The sequence below is a fragment of the Nocardia sp. NPDC058480 genome (assembly GCF_042720495.1).
In the GTDB taxonomy this organism is placed as follows: domain Bacteria; phylum Actinomycetota; class Actinomycetes; order Mycobacteriales; family Mycobacteriaceae; genus Nocardia.
On the sequence record NZ_JBHXMN010000004.1, the window covers coordinates 85,035 to 102,083 of the forward strand.

General features: G+C 65.1%; 23 protein-coding genes. 16 read left to right on the forward strand and 7 right to left on the reverse strand.

Features of this window, described 5'->3' with window-relative positions:
* Nucleotides 1–27 precede the first annotated feature (27 nt).
* From ACFWO8_RS12065 to ACFWO8_RS12100, 8 genes are all read left to right on the forward strand, one after another.
* Nucleotides 28–822 carry an alpha/beta fold hydrolase gene (locus tag ACFWO8_RS12065; protein ID WP_378948535.1) on the forward strand — a complete coding sequence of 265 codons (795 nt, stop codon included), beginning with the start codon at nt 28–30 and terminating at the stop codon, nt 820–822.
* A complete protein-coding gene (locus ACFWO8_RS12070) occupies nt 819–2,267 on the forward strand; it encodes a flavin-containing monooxygenase (RefSeq protein WP_378948538.1) in 1,449 nt (482 codons plus the stop codon). Before ACFWO8_RS12065 ends, ACFWO8_RS12070 begins: the two co-directional genes overlap by 4 nt.
* The gene (locus ACFWO8_RS12075; RefSeq protein ID WP_378948541.1) at nt 2,264–3,928 is read left to right on the forward strand and encodes a GMC oxidoreductase; all 1,665 of its coding nucleotides are present in this window, start codon (nt 2,264–2,266) and stop codon (nt 3,926–3,928) included. Before ACFWO8_RS12070 ends, ACFWO8_RS12075 begins: the two co-directional genes overlap by 4 nt.
* A gap of 15 nt (nt 3,929–3,943) precedes the next feature.
* The gene (locus ACFWO8_RS12080; RefSeq protein WP_378948544.1) at nt 3,944–4,504 is read left to right on the forward strand and encodes a DUF4334 domain-containing protein; all 561 of its coding nucleotides are present in this window, start codon (nt 3,944–3,946) and stop codon (nt 4,502–4,504) included.
* 52 nt (nt 4,505–4,556) lie between these two features.
* The gene (locus ACFWO8_RS12085; protein ID WP_378948547.1) at nt 4,557–4,859 is read left to right on the forward strand and encodes a hypothetical protein; all 303 of its coding nucleotides are present in this window, start codon (nt 4,557–4,559) and stop codon (nt 4,857–4,859) included.
* Between the two features lie 24 nt (nt 4,860–4,883).
* Nucleotides 4,884–5,171, forward strand: coding sequence for a hypothetical protein (locus ACFWO8_RS12090; protein WP_378948550.1), 288 nt, complete (start codon nt 4,884–4,886; stop codon nt 5,169–5,171).
* 76 nt (nt 5,172–5,247) lie between these two features.
* Nucleotides 5,248–6,501, forward strand: coding sequence for an MFS transporter (locus tag ACFWO8_RS12095; protein ID WP_378949755.1), 1,254 nt, complete (start codon nt 5,248–5,250; stop codon nt 6,499–6,501).
* 127 nt (nt 6,502–6,628) lie between these two features.
* The gene (locus tag ACFWO8_RS12100) at nt 6,629–6,847 is read left to right on the forward strand and encodes a hypothetical protein (RefSeq protein WP_378948553.1); all 219 of its coding nucleotides are present in this window, start codon (nt 6,629–6,631) and stop codon (nt 6,845–6,847) included.
* A gap of 77 nt (nt 6,848–6,924) precedes the next feature.
* Here the strand turns inward: ACFWO8_RS12100 and ACFWO8_RS12105 are convergent, their stop codons facing one another.
* A complete protein-coding gene (locus tag ACFWO8_RS12105) occupies nt 6,925–7,182 on the reverse strand; it encodes a hypothetical protein (RefSeq protein ID WP_378948556.1) in 258 nt (85 codons plus the stop codon).
* 337 nt (nt 7,183–7,519) lie between these two features.
* On the opposite strand from ACFWO8_RS12105, the gene ACFWO8_RS12110 reads away from it, so the two are divergent.
* On the forward strand, nt 7,520–8,068 hold the full coding sequence (locus ACFWO8_RS12110) for a DUF1062 domain-containing protein (protein ID WP_378948559.1): 549 nt from the start codon (nt 7,520–7,522) through the stop codon (nt 8,066–8,068).
* Nucleotides 8,069–8,181: 113 nt separating this feature from the next.
* Here ACFWO8_RS12110 and ACFWO8_RS12115 read toward each other — a convergent pair whose 3' ends face one another.
* Both ACFWO8_RS12115 and ACFWO8_RS12120 read right to left on the reverse strand, forming a co-directional pair.
* Complete coding sequence (locus ACFWO8_RS12115; RefSeq protein WP_378948562.1) at nt 8,182–8,421, reverse strand: hypothetical protein; 240 nt, start codon at nt 8,419–8,421, stop codon at nt 8,182–8,184.
* Nucleotides 8,422–8,605: 184 nt separating this feature from the next.
* Nucleotides 8,606–8,812: a hypothetical protein gene (locus ACFWO8_RS12120; RefSeq protein ID WP_378948565.1), complete on the reverse strand. Its 207-nt coding sequence runs from the start codon at nt 8,810–8,812 to the stop codon at nt 8,606–8,608.
* A 186-nt stretch (nt 8,813–8,998) separates the two neighbouring features.
* Between ACFWO8_RS12120 and ACFWO8_RS12125 the strand changes: the two genes are divergently transcribed.
* The 3 genes from ACFWO8_RS12125 to ACFWO8_RS12135 are packed head-to-tail and all read left to right on the forward strand — an operon-like array spanning nt 8,999 to nt 10,672.
* The gene (locus tag ACFWO8_RS12125) at nt 8,999–9,328 is read left to right on the forward strand and encodes a hypothetical protein (protein WP_378948578.1); all 330 of its coding nucleotides are present in this window, start codon (nt 8,999–9,001) and stop codon (nt 9,326–9,328) included.
* On the forward strand, nt 9,309–9,839 hold the full coding sequence (locus tag ACFWO8_RS12130; RefSeq protein ID WP_378948591.1) for a DUF6879 family protein: 531 nt from the start codon (nt 9,309–9,311) through the stop codon (nt 9,837–9,839). Before ACFWO8_RS12125 ends, ACFWO8_RS12130 begins: the two co-directional genes overlap by 20 nt.
* A complete protein-coding gene (locus tag ACFWO8_RS12135; protein ID WP_378948594.1) occupies nt 9,836–10,672 on the forward strand; it encodes a DUF5753 domain-containing protein in 837 nt (278 codons plus the stop codon). Before ACFWO8_RS12130 ends, ACFWO8_RS12135 begins: the two co-directional genes overlap by 4 nt.
* Here ACFWO8_RS12135 and ACFWO8_RS12140 read toward each other — a convergent pair.
* Both ACFWO8_RS12140 and ACFWO8_RS12145 read right to left on the reverse strand, forming a co-directional pair.
* Entirely contained in the window at nt 10,669–11,469 is an 801-nt protein-coding gene (locus ACFWO8_RS12140; RefSeq protein WP_378948597.1) for a class I SAM-dependent methyltransferase, read from the reverse strand. The two genes, ACFWO8_RS12135 and ACFWO8_RS12140, sit on opposite strands and share 4 nt — an antisense overlap.
* Nucleotides 11,470–11,580: 111 nt before the next feature.
* Nucleotides 11,581–12,078 carry a MarR family winged helix-turn-helix transcriptional regulator gene (locus ACFWO8_RS12145; protein WP_378948600.1) on the reverse strand — a complete coding sequence of 166 codons (498 nt, stop codon included), beginning with the start codon at nt 12,076–12,078 and terminating at the stop codon, nt 11,581–11,583.
* Nucleotides 12,079–12,176: 98 nt separating this feature from the next.
* Between ACFWO8_RS12145 and ACFWO8_RS12150 the strand changes: the two genes are divergently transcribed.
* The 3 genes from ACFWO8_RS12150 (at nt 12,177) to ACFWO8_RS12160 (ending at nt 14,434) form a co-directional block, all read left to right on the forward strand.
* Nucleotides 12,177–13,097: an NAD(P)/FAD-dependent oxidoreductase gene (locus ACFWO8_RS12150; RefSeq protein ID WP_378948603.1), complete on the forward strand. Its 921-nt coding sequence runs from the start codon at nt 12,177–12,179 to the stop codon at nt 13,095–13,097.
* Nucleotides 13,098–13,210: 113 nt separating this feature from the next.
* Nucleotides 13,211–13,666: an SRPBCC domain-containing protein gene (locus ACFWO8_RS12155; RefSeq protein ID WP_378948606.1), complete on the forward strand. Its 456-nt coding sequence runs from the start codon at nt 13,211–13,213 to the stop codon at nt 13,664–13,666.
* Nucleotides 13,667–13,735: 69 nt separating this feature from the next.
* On the forward strand, nt 13,736–14,434 hold the full coding sequence (locus ACFWO8_RS12160) for a GNAT family N-acetyltransferase (RefSeq protein ID WP_378948609.1): 699 nt from the start codon (nt 13,736–13,738) through the stop codon (nt 14,432–14,434).
* A 1-nt stretch (nt 14,435) separates the two neighbouring features.
* Here the strand turns inward: ACFWO8_RS12160 and ACFWO8_RS12165 are convergent, their stop codons facing one another.
* Nucleotides 14,436–15,167 carry an NAD-dependent deacetylase gene (locus ACFWO8_RS12165; protein WP_378948613.1) on the reverse strand — a complete coding sequence of 244 codons (732 nt, stop codon included), beginning with the start codon at nt 15,165–15,167 and terminating at the stop codon, nt 14,436–14,438.
* 123 nt (nt 15,168–15,290) lie between these two features.
* Here ACFWO8_RS12165 and ACFWO8_RS12170 point away from each other — a divergent pair, with 123 nt between their 5' ends.
* Nucleotides 15,291–16,028 (forward strand): hypothetical protein, encoded by a 738-nt coding sequence (locus ACFWO8_RS12170; RefSeq protein ID WP_378948616.1) that lies wholly within the window; start codon nt 15,291–15,293, stop codon nt 16,026–16,028.
* A gap of 5 nt (nt 16,029–16,033) precedes the next feature.
* On the opposite strand, the gene ppk2 is transcribed toward ACFWO8_RS12170, so the two are convergent.
* Nucleotides 16,034–16,969 carry a polyphosphate kinase 2 gene (ppk2, locus tag ACFWO8_RS12175; RefSeq protein ID WP_378948621.1) on the reverse strand — a complete coding sequence of 312 codons (936 nt, stop codon included), beginning with the start codon at nt 16,967–16,969 and terminating at the stop codon, nt 16,034–16,036.
* Nucleotides 16,970–17,049: the final 80 nt, after the last annotated feature.

The following is a 17,049-nucleotide window of genomic DNA, read 5'->3' on the forward strand; positions in this document are numbered from 1 at the left end:
AACTGTTTATCTGGATGAAGGGCTGCGATGACGCAGATCTCTCACCTCCGCCGGGGTAGTGGTTCGCCGATTGTGCTTGTGCACGGTCTCGGCAGTCGCCGGCAGGTTTTCGCGCCGATCATCGATCTGCTGGCCGAACAGCATGAGGTCATCGCGATCGATCTACCCGGCTTCGGTGACTCACCCGCGCTGGACTCGGTGCGGCCGGGTCCGCGCGGGTACGCCACCTGGCTCGCGCAATGGCTGGCGGACAACGGGATTCGACGCCCGCACGTGGCAGGCAGTTCCATGGGCGGCGGTATCGCCCTCGAACTGGGTCGCGCCGGGGTGGCGTCCGGGGTCACCGCGTTCGCGCCGGTGGGCTTCTACGGGCCCGTCGGACGGCGCTGGACCCAGTGCTTGCTCACCAGCATGCGTGGTGCCGCCCGGGTCGCCGGGCCGACGTTGGACCGGCTGGTCGAGTATCCCGCGGGCCGCATGGCCCTGCTCTCGGCCATGTTCGGTCACCCGGTCCGCGTCGACCCCGATGCCGCTCGTACCGACTTGGCTGGGCTGGCCGGGGCTACTTCGTTCACGGCCGCGCGCGATGACTTCGGCGATTACGTCCTCGAACCCGGCGACGACCGTGGATCGTTGGGGGAGATCCCGGTGACGATCGCGTGGGGCACTCGCGACATCGTGCTCGTGCACCGCCCCCAGAGCGCCCGTGCCCGCGTGGTGCTGCCGTTCGCGCGTCACATCGACCTCCACGGCTGCGGGCACCTCCCGTTCAGCGACGACCCCGATACCTGCGCTCGTATCGTTCTCGAAGGGACCTCATGACACCGTCCATTGCCGTCATCGGCACCGGGTTCGGCGGCCTGGCGGCCGTTATCGAACTGAAGAAGCGCGGCTTCGACGACATCGTCGTGTTCGAGAAGGCCGACGATGTCGGCGGCGTCTGGCGGGAGAACACCTATCCCGGTGCCGCCTGTGATGTGCCGTCCCCGTTCTACTCCTATTCCTTCGAACCGAATCCGCGCTGGCCGCACCGGTTCTCGCGGCAGCCGGTGATTCTCGACTACATCAGGCACGTCGCCGAGAAATACGATGTGCGCCGCCACATCCGCTTCGGCACCGAGGTGCTCGGCGCCGCGTTCGACGACGCGAGCGGGAAGTGGACGGTCCGGCTCAGCAGCGGGGACTCCGTGGTGGTCGATGTGCTGGTGTCGGCGGTCGGCCAGCTCTCCCGACCGTCTGTGCCCGCGATCGATGGCCGGGACAGTTTCGGCGGCAGCAGTTTCCACTCCGCCGAGTGGGATCACGACATCGACCTGACGGGCAAGCGCGTCGCGGTCATCGGCACCGGGGCGAGCGCGATCCAGTTCGTCCCTGAGATCCAGCAGCAGGTCGAGAAGCTGACGCTGTTCCAGCGGACAGCGCCCTACATCATCCCGCGCCCCGACCGCGAGTTCTCGGCACGCCATCAGCGGGTGTTCGAGAAGTTTCCGGTGACCGAGCTCGCCGAACGTGGCACCTGGTACGGCGTGGTCGAAGGGCTCAGCGTCGCATGGGTGTACGCCAAACCGCTCGCCGCCGCGATCAAGGCCATCTCGAAGTGGCATATGCGCAGGCAGACCAAGGCCAAACCGGGTCTTTTCGAGAAGGTGTGGCCGGGCTATCCGGTCGGTTGCAAGCGAATCCTGTTCTCCGACAATTATCTTCCGGCGCTCACCGAAGCGAATGTGGAGGTGACCACCGAGCGGATCGCCGAGATCACCTCCTCGGGGGTGCGCACCGCGGACGGGCGCGACCACGAGGTCGACGTCATCATCTGGGGGACCGGTTTCACCAGCACCGAGTTCCTCGCCCCGATGACCATCACGGGCGCACACGGCAGGGAACTGACGCAGGAGTGGGACAGCGGCGCGCATGCCTACTACGGCATGACCGTGCCGCGGTTTCCGAACCTGTGCATCATGTACGGCCCCAACACCAATACCGGTGGCGGCTCGATCATCTACTTCCTCGAGGCGCAGGCGAAGTACCTCGGCGACTATGTCGCCCATCTGGCGGCGTCGGGTCGCGCGCTGACGGTCCGTCCGGACGTGGAGCAGGTCTACGACGAGCGGATCCAGGCCCAGCTCACCGGGAGCGTGTGGAGCCGGTGCTCGTCCTGGTATCGCCAGGCCGATGGCCGGATCACGACCAACTGGCCACTGCTCGGAATCCAATACAAGAATCAGGCGCGGTTCGACCCCGCCGACTACGAGGTGGTGTCGCGATGAGTGACTACGACTACGACGTGATCGTCGTCGGTTCCGGTTTCGGTGGCAGTGTGACCGCGCTGCGGCTGACCGAAAAGGGTTACCGGGTGGGTGTTCTCGAATCCGGTAGGCGCTGGAATGCCGAGGACTACCCGAAGACCAACTGGAACATCCCCAAGGCCATCTGGGCGCCGCGCCTTGGCCTGACCGGACCGCAGCGGATCAGCGCGCTCGGTAAGTGCCTGGTTTTCAGCGGTTCGGGTGTGGGTGGCGGGTCGCTGATCTATGGCAATACGCTCTACGAACCGTTGCCGGAGTTCTATGGCGATCGCGCGTGGGCGCATATCACCGACTGGAAGTCCGAGCTCGCACCGTATTACGACCAGGCCGCGCGGATGCTGGGTGTGGTCGAGAATCCGCGGGTCGGGCCGAAGGACGACGTGCTGTTGCAGGTCGCGCGTGATCTGAAGGTGGCCGATACCTTCCATCGGACCCATGTCGGTGTCTTCTTCAACGAGGGTTCCGAAGGCGTCGAGGTCGATGACCCGTACTTCGGTGGCGCGGGTCCGCGCCGGGCGGGCTGTATCCACTGCTCGGAGTGCTTCACTGGTTGCAAGCACAATGCCAAGAACACCACAACGCTGAATTATCTGCACCTGGCTGAAAGCAATGGCGCGCAGGTGCATCCGTTGACCACGGTGACCTCGGTGGCGCCCGACGGTCGGGGTGGCTACCGCGTCGAGACGGTCGCGTCGAACGGCTGGCTGCGCAAGGAACGACGCACCTTCACCGCCCAGCAGGTGGTGTTCGCGGCGGCGGCGCTGGGCACCCAGAAGTTGCTGCACAAGTTGCGTGGCGACGGCACGCTGCCCGAGTTGTCTTCGCGGGTCGGTGAGCTGACTCGCAGTAACTCCGAGGCGATCATCGGGGTAACCAGTAAGTCCCGGCGTGACTTCGCCCAGGGCGTGGCGATCACGTCTTCGATCCACCCGGAGCCGCAGACGCACGTGGAGGTGTGCACCTACGGCAAGGGGCAGAACGCGCTGTTCTTGCAGACGGTGCCGATGATCGACGGTGGGGCGTTCCGGTTCCTGCGGCTGTTGCTGACGATGGTTTTGCATCCGGTGCAATTTCTGCGTTCGCAGAACGCGCACGGCGCGTCGGAGCGGTCGGTGATCTTGCTGGTCATGCAGTCGCTGGACAACTCGCTGACCTCATATTTGAAGGGCAAGCGGTTGGTGACCAAACAGGGCAGCGGGGAGCCGAATCCGGAGTGGATTCCGATGGCGCACGATATCGCCCGTCGATACGCGGCTGAAACCGATGGCATCACCGGCAATATCGCCACCGATATCTTCAATATCCCCGCGACCGCGCACTACATCGGCGGCTGCACGATCGGCGATTCGCGCGATACCGGCGTGATCGACCCCTACCAGCGCGTCTACGGCCATCCCGGCTTGCACATCGCCGATGGCAGCGCGATCACCGCGAACCTTGGCGTCAACCCGTCGCTCACCATTACCGCGCAGGCCGAGCGGGCGATGGCGTTCTGGCCCAACAAGGGTGAGCCGGATCCGCGTCCTGATCTCGGTGGCGCCTACCAGCGGATCCGTCCGGTCGCCCCGGAGCGGCCCGCTGTGCCCGCTTCCGCGCCCGGTGCGCTGCGACTGCCTGTCTGAGACGAGAGGAACTTCATGACGATCGACCAACTCACCGCGCTCGAACCCGCCTGTTCCCGGGAGGCGGCGCTGGCGCTGTTCGACAGTCTCGCGCCGGTGCCCGCGACTCAGCTCGGTGGCCGGTGGCACGGTCGCGAGCTGGCGACCGGACACCAACTGGACGGCCTGCTCGTCGCGTCAGGGTGGTATGGCAAGCAGTTCGACGGGCTCGACAGCGTGCATCCGCTGCTGTTCCGCGGTCCCGCGGGCGATATTTTCGCTGTTGATCCGCGACGAGTGCCGTTGGGCCTGGTCGGCAAGGTGCCGAGCAAGGTTGTCGACCAGGGTCGAGGCCTGCTCGGAGTGTTGAAACCGGCGTTGCGCGCCCGCGGGTACCGGGCGCGGTTGCGGGCGGTGGAGCATCGTGGGGTTGTCACCACGGCGATGGCGTACGACCATCTGCCGATCATCGATGTGTTCCGCCGGGTCGACGAAAACACGGTGTTGGGTCTGATGGACTACCGCAATTTCCCCGAGCCGTATTTCTTCGTTCTGGTTCGCGATAACCCGCACGACGGTGCCCGTTTGCCCGATTGAATCGGGGGTACGCGCCGAATACGGAGAACTCTCGTCGGAAGGAGGCCGTGCCATGACTGACTACGTTGATCCCCATCAACACAAGTTTCCCGACACCGAGCGCACGACGCGCTCGCACGCGGGTGAGTTGGTTCAGGACTCGCTCAATTGGCCGGGCCTGTTGCTCGTCGGAATCGGCATCGTGATGCTCGCGGCCACCCTGACGGCCGCCGGTTCCGGATTTGTCGGGTGGGCGGTGATCGCCGGAATCCTCAGCGGTGTCTGTTTGCTGGTCGGGTTGGGGATCGTGCTCGCCGAGCATCGCCGGATCAAGGTCGGCGAGGGGCTGCACCTCACCGATCCGTGTGGTCACTGAGGTAAGAGCTCGGAAAGGACGTCGATGACGGAACGCGCCGAGCCTGGACGGATCATCGTCGACCATTCGCATCTGTTCCCCGGTGTGGTGGTGCGCGCCGATCGCATGGCTGACGAGTTCGATGTGGTGTTCTCCGATGGGGTGCACACCGAGGCCGGCATCCTCCAGGACGACGAGGGGGTCGCGGCACTCGACGTCGTCGGTTATGCCACGGCTGCGGGCACGATGCAGCCCGGGCGGGTGTGGCCGATCACGTCGATCGAGGAGGCAGGCTCCGAGGTGAATATCAAGCTGGGGCCGTACTTGCGCTAGTGGGAAGAGGCCGGTTCGTCGTCGCTGGACCTTTCTGTGCCCAACGACTGGACCGGCGTCCATCTTTGCCGCGATGATGACGTTCATGAGCGAGCATCCCGCGCAACGGCGCACTCTGGCCGTGTTGGTCGCGGCGCAGATTTTCAGTGGCGCGGGGCTTGCCGCGGGTATCACCGTCGGTGCTCTGCTGGCGCAGGACATGCTCGGATCGACCGGATTGGCGGGGTTGCCCGCGGCGATGTTCACGGTCGGGTCGGCCGCGGCGGCGGTCGGGGTGGGTCGGATTTCGCAGCGGGCGGGTCGACGAGCGGGGCTCACCCTGGGCTATCTGACCGGTGCGCTCGGCAGTTTCGGGGTGGTGGCGGCCGCGGTGACCGGGAGCTTGCCGCTGCTGTTCGTGTCGCTGATCGTGTACGGGGCAGGCACCGCGACGAGCCTGCAAGCGCGATACGCCGGTGCCGATCTGGCGCAGCCCGCACATCGGGCGCGTGCGATCAGCACGGTGCTGGTGGCGACGACGGTCGGTGCGGTCGTCGGGCCGAACCTGACGACACCGATGTCGAATATGGCTGTGGGCTGGGGTATTCCGGCGCTTTCCGGTCCGTTCGTGCTGTCCGGGGTGGCGTATGTGCTGGCGGCGCTGGTGCTGTGGGCGATGTTGCGTCCGGATCCGCTCGTGCTCGCCCGCGCGATCGCGGAGCCCCCTGGCGAGGTTGTCGTGACGAACGCTCCGACCCGGTGGTCGGCGCCGATCGTGGCGGGGACGACGGTGATGGTCGTGACGCAGTTGGTGATGGCCGCGGTCATGACGATGACGCCGATCCATATGCAGCATCACGGGCACGGTGTCGGCGCGGCGGGGTTCGTGATCGCGGTGCATGTCGCGGGGATGTATCTGCCGTCGTTGCTGTCGGGGATGTTCGTTGATCGGTTCGGGCCGGGGTTGGTCGCCGTGGCGGCCGCGGGCACCCTGGTCGCGGCCGGTTCGGCCGCGGCGCTCGCCCCGCCGACCTCGGTGGTAGCGCTGGCGGTGGCGCTCGGGCTGCTCGGGGTCGGCTGGAATCTGGGGTTGGTCGCGGGGACGACGATGATCGCGGATGCGACGCCGGTCGCCACCCGTGCCCGCACGCAGGGCACGGTCGATGTGGGCATTGCTATCGCGGGTGCAGGCGGTGGGCTGGGATCCGGCGTCATCGTGGCATTCGCCGACTACCCAGGGTTGGCGTTCCTCGGTGCGGGGATCGCGCTGTTGATCGTGCCCGCGCTTGCCTGGGCCACTCGCCGCCCACGCATCCGCGACGAGAGTCCGATCGTGCGTATCGAGAGCTGACTGTGGGCGTGGCGATGACCGCGGATCTGCGGCGACGACGCTGCCGACCGTCAGCGCGGATCACGGCGAGTGCGGCCGCCCGCGATGGCTCATCGCGGCAGACGGTCGGACGTGGGATGATCTGGCGATGAAAGGTCAGACGAGTACCGGCCGGCTGTTGACACTGTTCGGCGGCGTGGCCCTCGTGATGCTGATGGTCAACTGGAGCCTGATGCGCGCGATCGCTTTCGCGGTGATCTGGGCGGTCGCGGCGGGTGTGCTGGTCTTGCGCGACCGGCGCCGTGGGGCCGAGGACATCGATGAGACCTCGGCCGACGCAGGCGCCTCAGACTCCGGCGAGCGCTGAGGCCAGATCCGGCACATCCAGGGCCTGCACGGCCTGCTCGCGCACATCAGGGCAACGCTGCTGAGTGACGGCATCGATCACCTCACGATTGCGGCCACCGCGACATTGATGCCGCCGTTACGCACCGCCCAGTTCTGCACCGTGGCATTGAACGACACCCGCGCGACAGTCACCCCCTGCGCACGCCAGTTATCGAGATCCGGGGCCATCATCTCGCACAGGTGCATGGCAGCCTCATCGGAGATTTCAGGTGCGCCCTCGACCGACGGTGGCAAACCGGGATCGGGTGCCTCTGTGCTGGTAGCGCAGCTGGCGACAACCAGCAGCCCGATCAACACGGACCCTCGGAGATGTCTGAACACGACGCTGTCCCTCCGGTAGAGGTCTGTCCTTGTTCAGTGCGCATGCCCGCCTCGCGACGGTCAAACAGCGGTCGACGGTCGGAAATCGCTGGGGGAGGTAGTGATTCGGGCAGGCTGGTGAGGAATAACCTCGAAAACCGGTGGAACGACACCGCTGTGTGTCATTACGATGCAGCCGAACCCAGCCATTTAGCCAAGGACGTGCCGTTGTACATCCGGTGAGACCTCCCGAGCAGTGAATTTCGCGCGCCGCGCATCTGCGCCGCGCTGCTCTTCGCTGCGGACTTCTCACCGAAAAGGGTGTACCTCTATGCTCAAAATCTGGGTGGTCGTGCCCACCTGTCTGCCCCTCATCCGCCGCCGTTGCCATGCATGCGCGTCTGCGCGTTTCCGGGCCAGCAAGAAATTTCGCGTCAACGCAAACCACAAGCTCCTCGATGCGTGGCTCCTCGCGCGCTGTATCACCTGCGGGGACACTACAAAACTCACGATCATGGAGCGGGTGAATGTGCGTTCGGTGCGTTCTGAACTGCTGGACCGGATGCATGACAACGACCCCAGCCTGACAGCTGAGTTACTCGAGGATCCGTTTGTGCAACGCCGCAATCGCATCGCTCTGGATTGGGACAATGCTTGGCGTCTCGACACCGGCGGGTCGGACCACCTCGACAGTGACCTGGTCGAGGTGTCGGTTCGCTTCGCGGCGCGGATCCCTATCCGGCCGACCCGGCTGATCGCTGACGGTTTCGGGTTTTCCCGAGGTGAGACCGAGAGATTGATCGTCGAGGGAAGTCTCGTTTCAGCAGTCCGCCTGAGCGGCAAGGTTTCCGGCGACTTCGGATTCACGCTGAAGCGCTGAGCCTTTCGTGGCCTGGTTGTCCGTTCGGCAGACCCGCCGGATGGGCAACTAGGCCAGCGATCGGCCCAAGTGCGAATCAGCCCCCCGGGACCGCACTTGCGGTCACCGGCGATCTACTCGACGGTGCCGATCGAAAGACCGTCAGATGATGGGCGCCATGCTGGTTCGCCTGAAACCTCATGCACACGAACTAATCCCATCGCGACCAACTGTTCGAGGTACATCTCGGTGCGGCCTACCGAGTGGCTCAACTTGGAGGCAAGGTCAGGAGTCGTGATCGGCGCTGTCGGGGAGAAATAGCACAAGCTGGTCAAAATCCAGTCCTGGCAATGGGTCAGGTGGTCCTCGCTCATCACGAGCCCCTGACCTGTTGTGCGCGTTCGTCGAGGACCATGCGGTTCTGTTCCACCAGGGTGGTTCGGGCACGCCGCCGACACCGACACGTGTCGACCTCACATTCCAAATGGACTTGCATCGCCCAATGGGCCTGCGCAGCCGTGAGTGGGCCGGGGTCACGACCACACAACAGGAGAGCGTTCACCGGGTCGCCGCCGTCCGGCCAGCGGGCGTGATCTGCCATTCGTCGTGCCGGTTCTTGAACGCGAAGTCCTTGCGCTGCAGCTTGATTGCGGCGCGTCGCACTTGCCATTCGGTGACCTTCACATTGAGGGCGATCGTGGAAATCGTGAGCATGCCGCCTGATTTCAGCGCGGCCAAAATCTCAGTTTCGAGCGTGATACTCAAGGGCCACCTCGGATGTGTCGGAGCGTAGAGGCTCCAAACTACGAAGCGACGCGACGATGACACCACGAACTTGCGTGAACTTGCGCCAACTTTGTCAATGGCTGGTATCTAATTGCCAGTTCATGGATGCTGAAGAGAGGGTGCGCAAGTTTGCGCACATGACTCGACTCGACAGGACGGTACGTCATGCAGTTGAAGTTCCTCGGCAATGGTGGAAGCGGCGGCGGCGGGTGCCCTGCTCTGCTCGCGACCGACACAGGTGCCTACATCGTGCAAGGGTGGGAGACCAGCGACTCAGCTGTCATCGAGATCCCGCACCTGCTCCTCGGATTCGCTGAGCCCGACACCTTCGTCGGTGCGACGATGACCGACACCGGACGGGGAACCTTCACCCTGACCGGCCGACCGGTGATCGACCGTGCCACGCTGGACCAATTGGATCTCGCTCCCGGAGAGACCGCGATCGAGGTCCCGAAGTGCGAGAGGAAGTTCTACGGTGCTCCTGCTGGAAGGTGAAGCGTTCGACAGCCTCCTCCGGTCCGCCCACCAGGAGGCATTTCATCTGGAGGTGCAAGACACCTACAGCACTCCCGACGAGACGCAACCGTTCCGCGACTTCCTTAACGGCGGTCCCGCTGATGACTATTCGTGGCTGCGGGGATGGCTGGACTTGGTCGAGGAGACCACGGTGCGTGGGGTGGCCGTTCGACGGGCGCGCGTGGTCACGGTTCCGCACACCGACTACACCCGCTGGCTTCTCGAGGTCTCCCACCAGAACGCCGCCGCGGGGGAACAAATTCGGTACCTGTCCCGCCACGAGGTAGACACCGAGCAACTGACCGTCGACGACTGGTGGCTGTTCGACCGGAACTCGGTGGCGTTCACCGTGTTCGAACCCGACGGGCGATGGCGTGGCGGTGCGTTGACCGCCGACCCGCGAATCGTGGCGGACTGCGTGCGGGTGCGGGACCTCGTCTGGGAAGCGGCAGTTCCGCACTCCGAATACCTCACCCTCGGTGCGCGGTGACCAACTCGGCCGATGAAGCGCGCGAAGCTCTCGGACTTCGGCTCCGGGAGCTTCGTCGCGACGCCGGCATCACAGCACGCCTGCTCGCGCAGCTTGCTGGATGGCACGAATCCAAAGTTTCGCGCACCGAGTACGGCAAACAAACTCCGTCCGAGGCTGACCTGCACGCCTGGTGCGAACACACCGGTCGTCCTGACCAACTCCCTGACCTCATCGCGACCGTGCGCAACATCGAAGCGGCCTACATGGAGTGGAAACGCCTGCTCGGCGCTGGGACGCGACGCCGCCAGAAGATGTCGGTGAAACTCGAAGGCGGCACCCGGTCGATGCGCTGGTACGAGCCGACGATCGTGCCCGGCCTGTTGCAGACCGCCGAGTACGCCGAAGGGATCCTGTCGAAGATCATCAGCTTCTACGGCATCCCCGATGACCTCGCTGAGGGTGTTACAGCGCGGGTTGAACGTCAGCGGGTGCTGTACCGAGGTGACCGCCGGTTTTCGTTCATCATCGCCGAGCAGGTGCTTCATACGACAGTTGTCGACGATCAGGTGATGCTGGGGCAGTTGGATCGGTTGCTGACGTTGATGTCCCTGCCACGTGTCGTGCTGGGTGTCGTGCCGATGAACTCACCGTACGAGGGTCCAGCGACGAACGGGTTCGCGATCTTCGATCAGCGGCTCGTTCAGGTCGAGACGGTCACCGCGGAGCTGTCGGTGACGCAGCCGCGTGAGATCGCCCTGTACGAGCGGATATTCGCGGTGTTGAACGACCGGGCTGTGTTCGGTGCCGGTGCCCGTGAGTTGATCGGTGAGGCTGTCCGGGCGCGCCGTTAGCGAGCTCGGCCCCATGCGCGGACCGTGGGCGGGGCATAGAACCATCGCTGCTCGTCCGCCAACTCGGCCTGCGCGGCGGCAATGACCTTGGGTGAGACGTCGAGCGCTATCAGGGTTTCGTGGACCTGCGCCCAGGTGAGGTTCCACATGCGCGCCATCGGCGAACCACCGCGAAACATCGGAATCTCCGCCTCTACTTGAACGTCGACGAGCCCCACTGCTCCCAGGTATGCGGGCAAATCCCGAGCCCAGGCTTGGTTCGCACCTGCGGTCTCGGTCGAACGTGCAAAGGCTCGCCAGACCTCCCCGAACGCGCCGGGCAGTTCATCGAGAACGCCGAGGCCATCGCCTTCCTCGAGCAAGATAACGCCGCCTGGTGCCAGCGCCCGGACCAGGCGCTGCAGAACAATGTCTCGTTGGGCAATGTGGAGCAGCACGAATCGTGTGTGGACGAAATCGAATGCGCCTTCGGGGAGTTCGTCGGTGACGAGGTCCATCCGGGCGACTTCGCCGCCTCGGTGGGGCAGATCCGTCAGGTGGCGTGGGTCAGCGTCCACTGCGAGCACGCGACCACCTGGCAATGTGACACTGCATAACCAGCGCGCGAACGACCCGCCGCCGGCCCCAGCTTCCAGACACCGCCATCCCGCCTCCACACCCAGTCGCTGCGCAAGCGCGATGCTTTCTGGGTCGTAGGCGGCGCCCAGCAGAGTGAGGCGTTCGTTTGCGAAACCCCATTTGTTGGGGAGGGTGTAATGCGGATTCCGTGGCGATGAGGTCGGCGGTAGTCCGGTCATGATCAGACGCTAATTCGAGTGATCTGGGCTGACGTCGGAACTAAGCCGTTTCGCGTGGCCGAGTGATCGAATACACAATGACGTCAGCCCGGTTCGCGTTCGGGCGCGGTCTCAACGGCCGCTTCGAGCCTCGAGACTTCGGGCGAGGCGATCCAAACTCTGCAGCACTGTTGGGCGGTCGTGATCCAGGTCGGCCAGGAGTTGCGTATGGGCCTCTATCTCATGAGGGAAGACCTCATCGATCAAAGTGATTCCGGCTGTAGTGAGGTGGATCAAGGTCGATCGTCGATCGGCCGGATTCTTGGCACGGGCGATCAGTCCCCGCCGCTCGAGCTTGGCGAGCGTCTTTCCGACACCTGCCCTGGACATTCCGAGATGCTCCGCGAGTCGGATCGCGGTGAGCGGCGGGTCGGCATATCGCAATGGAACCAGTAGCCCGACCTCTGCGGTGCTGATACCTGCCTCGGCGTAGATGTCCTCCACGGCCCGGTCGAGCAGAGTGGAGATGCGCTTGATCTGGGCTACCACCACCATGGCGGAGGTATCGAGCTCAGGATTTCGGACACGCCAGAGATCGCATGTCCGGTCTCGCAGTGATTGCTCGGCCATCGGCGCTCCTTTTGTAAACTAGTTAACAATTCGGTACGTTCAGAAGCGTACCCGGACGGCGACACTGCCGTGAGGAGGGAGCTGATCGAGGGGGATCCATGGGTTATGACGTTGCGGTGATCGGCGGGGGTGCAGCAGGTCTCAGCGCTGCACTGGTCTTGGCCCGATCCCGTCGCCAGGTAGTTATCATCGACTCCGGTGAACCTCGAAACATGGCTGCCGAGACCACGCATGGGTTCTTGACCCGCGACGGCGCGACACCGGCGGAGATGCTGACCCTCGGCACGACAGAAGCGCTCCGATACGGTGCACAGTTGCTGACCGGTCGAGTCGTTGACATAGACGTGGCGGACGGCGGCTTCGCGGTCGAAACCGCGACTGGACAAGTCATTACGGCGCGGTCCGTTGTCCTGGCGACCGGCTTACGCGATGAGCTGCCTACGATCCCCGGAGTTCGAGAGCAATGGGGCAAGGGAGTCCTGCACTGCCCGTACTGCCACGGATATGAGGTGCGAGACGAACCGCTTGCAGTTCTGGGTGGTGCGAACAGGATGTTCTCCGTGCATCAAGCCTCGCTGGTGCGTCAATGGTCCGACGATGTCACCTTCTTTCCGCGAGAGATCGACCTGTCCGGCGATGAGCGTCGCCGTCTGTCCGCGCGTGGCATTCGAGTCGTCGAGGGAGATGTCGTGCAGGTTGTCGTGCGTGACGGTGAACTGCGCGGCGTGGAAGTCGAATCGGGACAGGTCATTCCACGAAGAGTGATCTTTGTTGGGCCGTGTTTCAGCCCCCGTGACGAGTTGCTGACCCGGCTGCGGTGCGCGGTAGGCGACGATGACTGGGTGGCTGTCGATGCCACCGGCCGCACTAGTGTGCCGGGCGTCTGGGCGGCGGGCAATGTCGTTGATTCGCCCGCGCAACTGATCCACGCTGCGGCCGCGGGATCCAAAGCTGCGGTGGCCGTGAATCACTATCTGCTCGAACAAGACATCGAGAGTTCACTCATGATCGCTGGCTAGTCGGGGTCCCGCCGTGGCCACCAGATATCCGAATGTAGCGACGACTCGTTGCATGTGCAGTTCGTAGGCGGAAGGATTGGCGCAGGTATCGGTCTGGTGAGAGGGGTGGGCCCATGACGTCGGAGTTGGATCCTGCGGCTATCGAGATCGGGAGTTTCTTCGCGCAGCCGCCTGGGGTGGTGTGGCGGGCGTTGACGGAGCCGGGGTTGCTCGAGTTGTGGTTGATGCGGTCGGTCGGGTTTTCGCCCACTGCCGGAACGCATTTCATTTTTGTGGTTCCCTCCACGCCGTCGGCGGAGATCGCGTGTGAGGTGTTGGTGGTGCGCGACGGGGAGCAGTTGGCGTTCAGCTGGGTCGATCTTCGGGCGGAGCGGCCGGCGCGATGGGTGCTGGATTGGACGATTCAGGCGCAGGGGCGGGGGACTCGGTTGTTGTTGACGCAGACGGGGTTCGATATCGGGAACAAACGGCAGAAGATGGCGCGCAACGCGTTGGAGCGGGGGTGGCGGCGGACGGCGATGGGACGGTTGCGGGATGTGCTCGAGGCCGAGGCGTCGGAATCGTGGTGAGTGCAACCGGTGACCGGTGATCGTGGGTTCGGTTAGCGTTCGGCGGTCGGGTTCGGTGGTTAGGAGGGTGTGTTGACGGTCGACGTCGATATCGCGGTGCATCCGCTGGATGATCCGGTGCGGGCTTCGTTGCGGGGGGAGCACAGTCGGTTCGCGCAGTGGGCGGGGCGGATCGGGCGTTATGAGCCGGAGGTGGCGCGGTTCGTCGGGCATCCGGTGGTTTTGGACGGGCAGGATTGGGCGGATCTGGGGGCCGTGCTCGGGTCGGGCGGAAGTGCTGGGATACGTGGGGCTGGGCATGTTCTGCCGGCGGGATGGGCGGTGCTTGCCGAGTTCGACACGGTGCAGATGGAGGGTGCGGGGTTGCGGGTCGCTGTGGATTCCGAGCTCGAGATACTCACTGCCGCTGAAGTTCCCGAGATCCTGGAGTTGATCGCGCGCACCGAACCGGGGCCGTACGCGCCGCGCACCATCGAGATGGGGACCTATCTGGGGTTGCGGGTCGAGGGGCGGTTGGTGGCGATGGCGGGGGAGCGGCTGCATCCGCCGGGGTGGACCGAGATCAGTGCGGTGTGCACCGATGCCGAATTCCGGGGTCGGGGGATCGCGTCGCGGTTGATTCGGGCGGTCGGGGCGGGAATTCGGGTGCGGGGTGAGACGCCGTTTCTGCATGCGGTCGCGCACAACACGTCGGCGATCAGTTTGTACGCGACATTGGGGTTCACCGTGCGAAAGAAGTCGAAGCTGACGCTGGTGCAAGCGCCGTAGATCAACGGGTGTCGGCCAGCGTTGCCAGCAGGGCGGGCAGGGCGGTGCCGATGGGTTGGCGGATGACCTCGTCGGCGAGGTTGTCGTAGGGGGTGGGTTCGGCGTTGATGATGATCAGGCGGGCGCCGTGTTCGGCGGCGACACCTGCCAGCGACGCGGCGGGTTGGACCTGCAGGCTGGTGCCGACGGCGATGAAAACGGTGCAGGCCTGCGCGATCGCCATGGCGTGCCCGAGCACCTCGGGGTCGAGTGCCTGGCCGAACATGACCGTCGCGGTTTTGAGGATGCCGCCGCAGCGCAGGCAGGCGGGGTCGGGTTCGCCCGCGGCGATGCGGTCGAGGGCCTGTTCGGTGGTGGTGCGGTCATCGCAGGACGTGCACAGCACGGTGCGGGCGTTGCCGTGCAGTTCGAGGACTTTGCGGTCGGGCAGGCCGGCGAGCTGGTGCAGCCCGTCGACGTTCTGGGTGATCACGCGCACCGCCGTTCCGGTCGCGGCCAGCGTGGTGACGGCCTGGTGCGCGGGGTTGGGCTGTGCGCGCCAGGCGGGGTGTTCGCCGCGCATGAGCCAGGAACGGCGGCGGATGTCGGGATCGGTCATGTAGTAGTCGTAGGTGACCAGTTTCTGGGCGTCGGGGTCGCGCTGCCACAGGCCCGCCGGGCCACGGTAGTCCGGGATTCCGCTGTCGGTGGAGACACCGGCGCCGGACAGGATCGCGACGAGCTGCTTGGTCATGGGATCCAGCGTAGGGCCGGTCGAACACCGCGGTCGACGGGATTCAGGTCGTTGGACTGTCCTATCTGACTATTGGACGCTAAAGTCTGCCTGGAGTGGACTACAGCGAAAGGTGGCGGACGAATGACGTCGGCAACGGTCAAACAGCAGGTACTCGAACTCGGTGGGGCGTTCATGATCTCGCGCGAGGCCAGGGCGTTCGGGGAGACGACCGGGGTGGCCGGATTCCACGGCGCCTACACGCGGGGCCGTGGCGGGGTGCTCGGTGATGTCGACGCCGATGTGGTGAGCGCGGCGTTCGGCTTCTTCGAACCCGGATGTGTCCGTGCCGCTTGGGAATCGGTGCAGATGCCCGCCGCCGAGGCAGCGGTGGACTACCTGGGCGCGTGTCGCGACTTCGGGCAGCGCAAGCTCGTCGCGTTCGAACAGTCCGACCGGCTCGCCGAGTTGCTGCGACGCGTGGTCGATGCCGCACCCTCGACCGGGTTGCCGTTGTTCGCCGGGTGGCGGGCGATGCCGGTGCCCGAGGACGGGCGGGCCGCGGTGCTGCAGCTGACGCACGTGCTGCGCGAACTCCGCGGCGGGCTGCACCTGGTCGCGGTGATGGCCAACGGGCTCACCCCGCTGCAGGCGATCCTGGTCGCGGGGTCGCCGATCCTCGACGGTCCCGGCCACGCGAAATTTCTCGGCTGGGCCGAACCGTTCGAGACGGTCACCGACGATATGCGGATGCGCTGGGAGGCGGCGGAGACACTGACCGACGAACTGATCGCCCCCTGCTTCGACATCCTCGACGAGACCGAGCGCGAGGACCTCGCCGCGCTCATGCTCGAAGCGCACCGAGTCGCCTTGAGCCGCTAGGACATTCAAGAACCGATGACGTCGCGCCCGCGGCCCACGATCAGTGGGTCGGCGGTGCCGACGATCTCGAGATCCTTGTTGTCGTAGTCGAACCCGCTCAACACGTGCCGCATCGCGTTGAGCCTGGCGCGCTTCTTGTCGTTGCTCTTGACCACGATCCACGGCGCGTGGTCGGTGTCGGTGTGTTCGAAGTTCTCTTCCTTGGCCTCGGTGTAGGAGTCCCACTTGTCGAGCGAGGCCAGATCCATCGGCGAGAGCTTCCAGTGCCGCACCGGGTCGACCTGGCGGATGGCGAAGCGGGTGCGCTGCTCCAGTGGCGAGACCGAGAACCAGAACTTGACCAGGTCGATGCCGTCGTCGACGAGCATCCGTTCGAACAGCGGCACCTGCGACAGGAAACGGCGATGCTGTTCGGGTGTGCAGAAATCCATCACCCGTTCGACACCCGCGCGGTTGTACCAGGAGCGGTCGAACAGCACGATCTCGCCCGCGGCGGGCAGGTGCTCGACGTAGCGCTGGAAATACCACTGGGTGGACTCGCGCGCGGAAGGCTTTTCCAGTGCCACCACCCGGGCCCCGCGCGGATTGAGATGCTCCATGAACCGTTTGATGGTGCCGCCCTTGCCCGCGGCGTCGCGACCCTCGAACACGATGACGACGCGGCGCCCGGTCGCCTTCACCCAGTTCTGCAATTTCAGCAGTTCGATCTGCAGTAGTCGCTTGTCGAGGTCGTACTGCAGGCGGGAGAGGCGCTCGCCGTACGGGTAGCCCTCGCGCCAGGTGTCGACGACGAGGCCGCCGGGTTCGGTGAGCAGAATCGGATCGTCGTCGTCGCTGTCGTCGACGGTGAATCCGGTGGTGTCGGCCAGGTTCACGACGGTCGCGAGATCGGCGATCTCGCTGACATCACGGGGGATCGGACGAATCTCGACATCGGTCATCCCTGCGACGCTAAGTGATGTGCGTGTCGCCCAGATGAACGCGTGGTGCCAGGCCGGGCGAAGCCCTCATGCGAACCCGG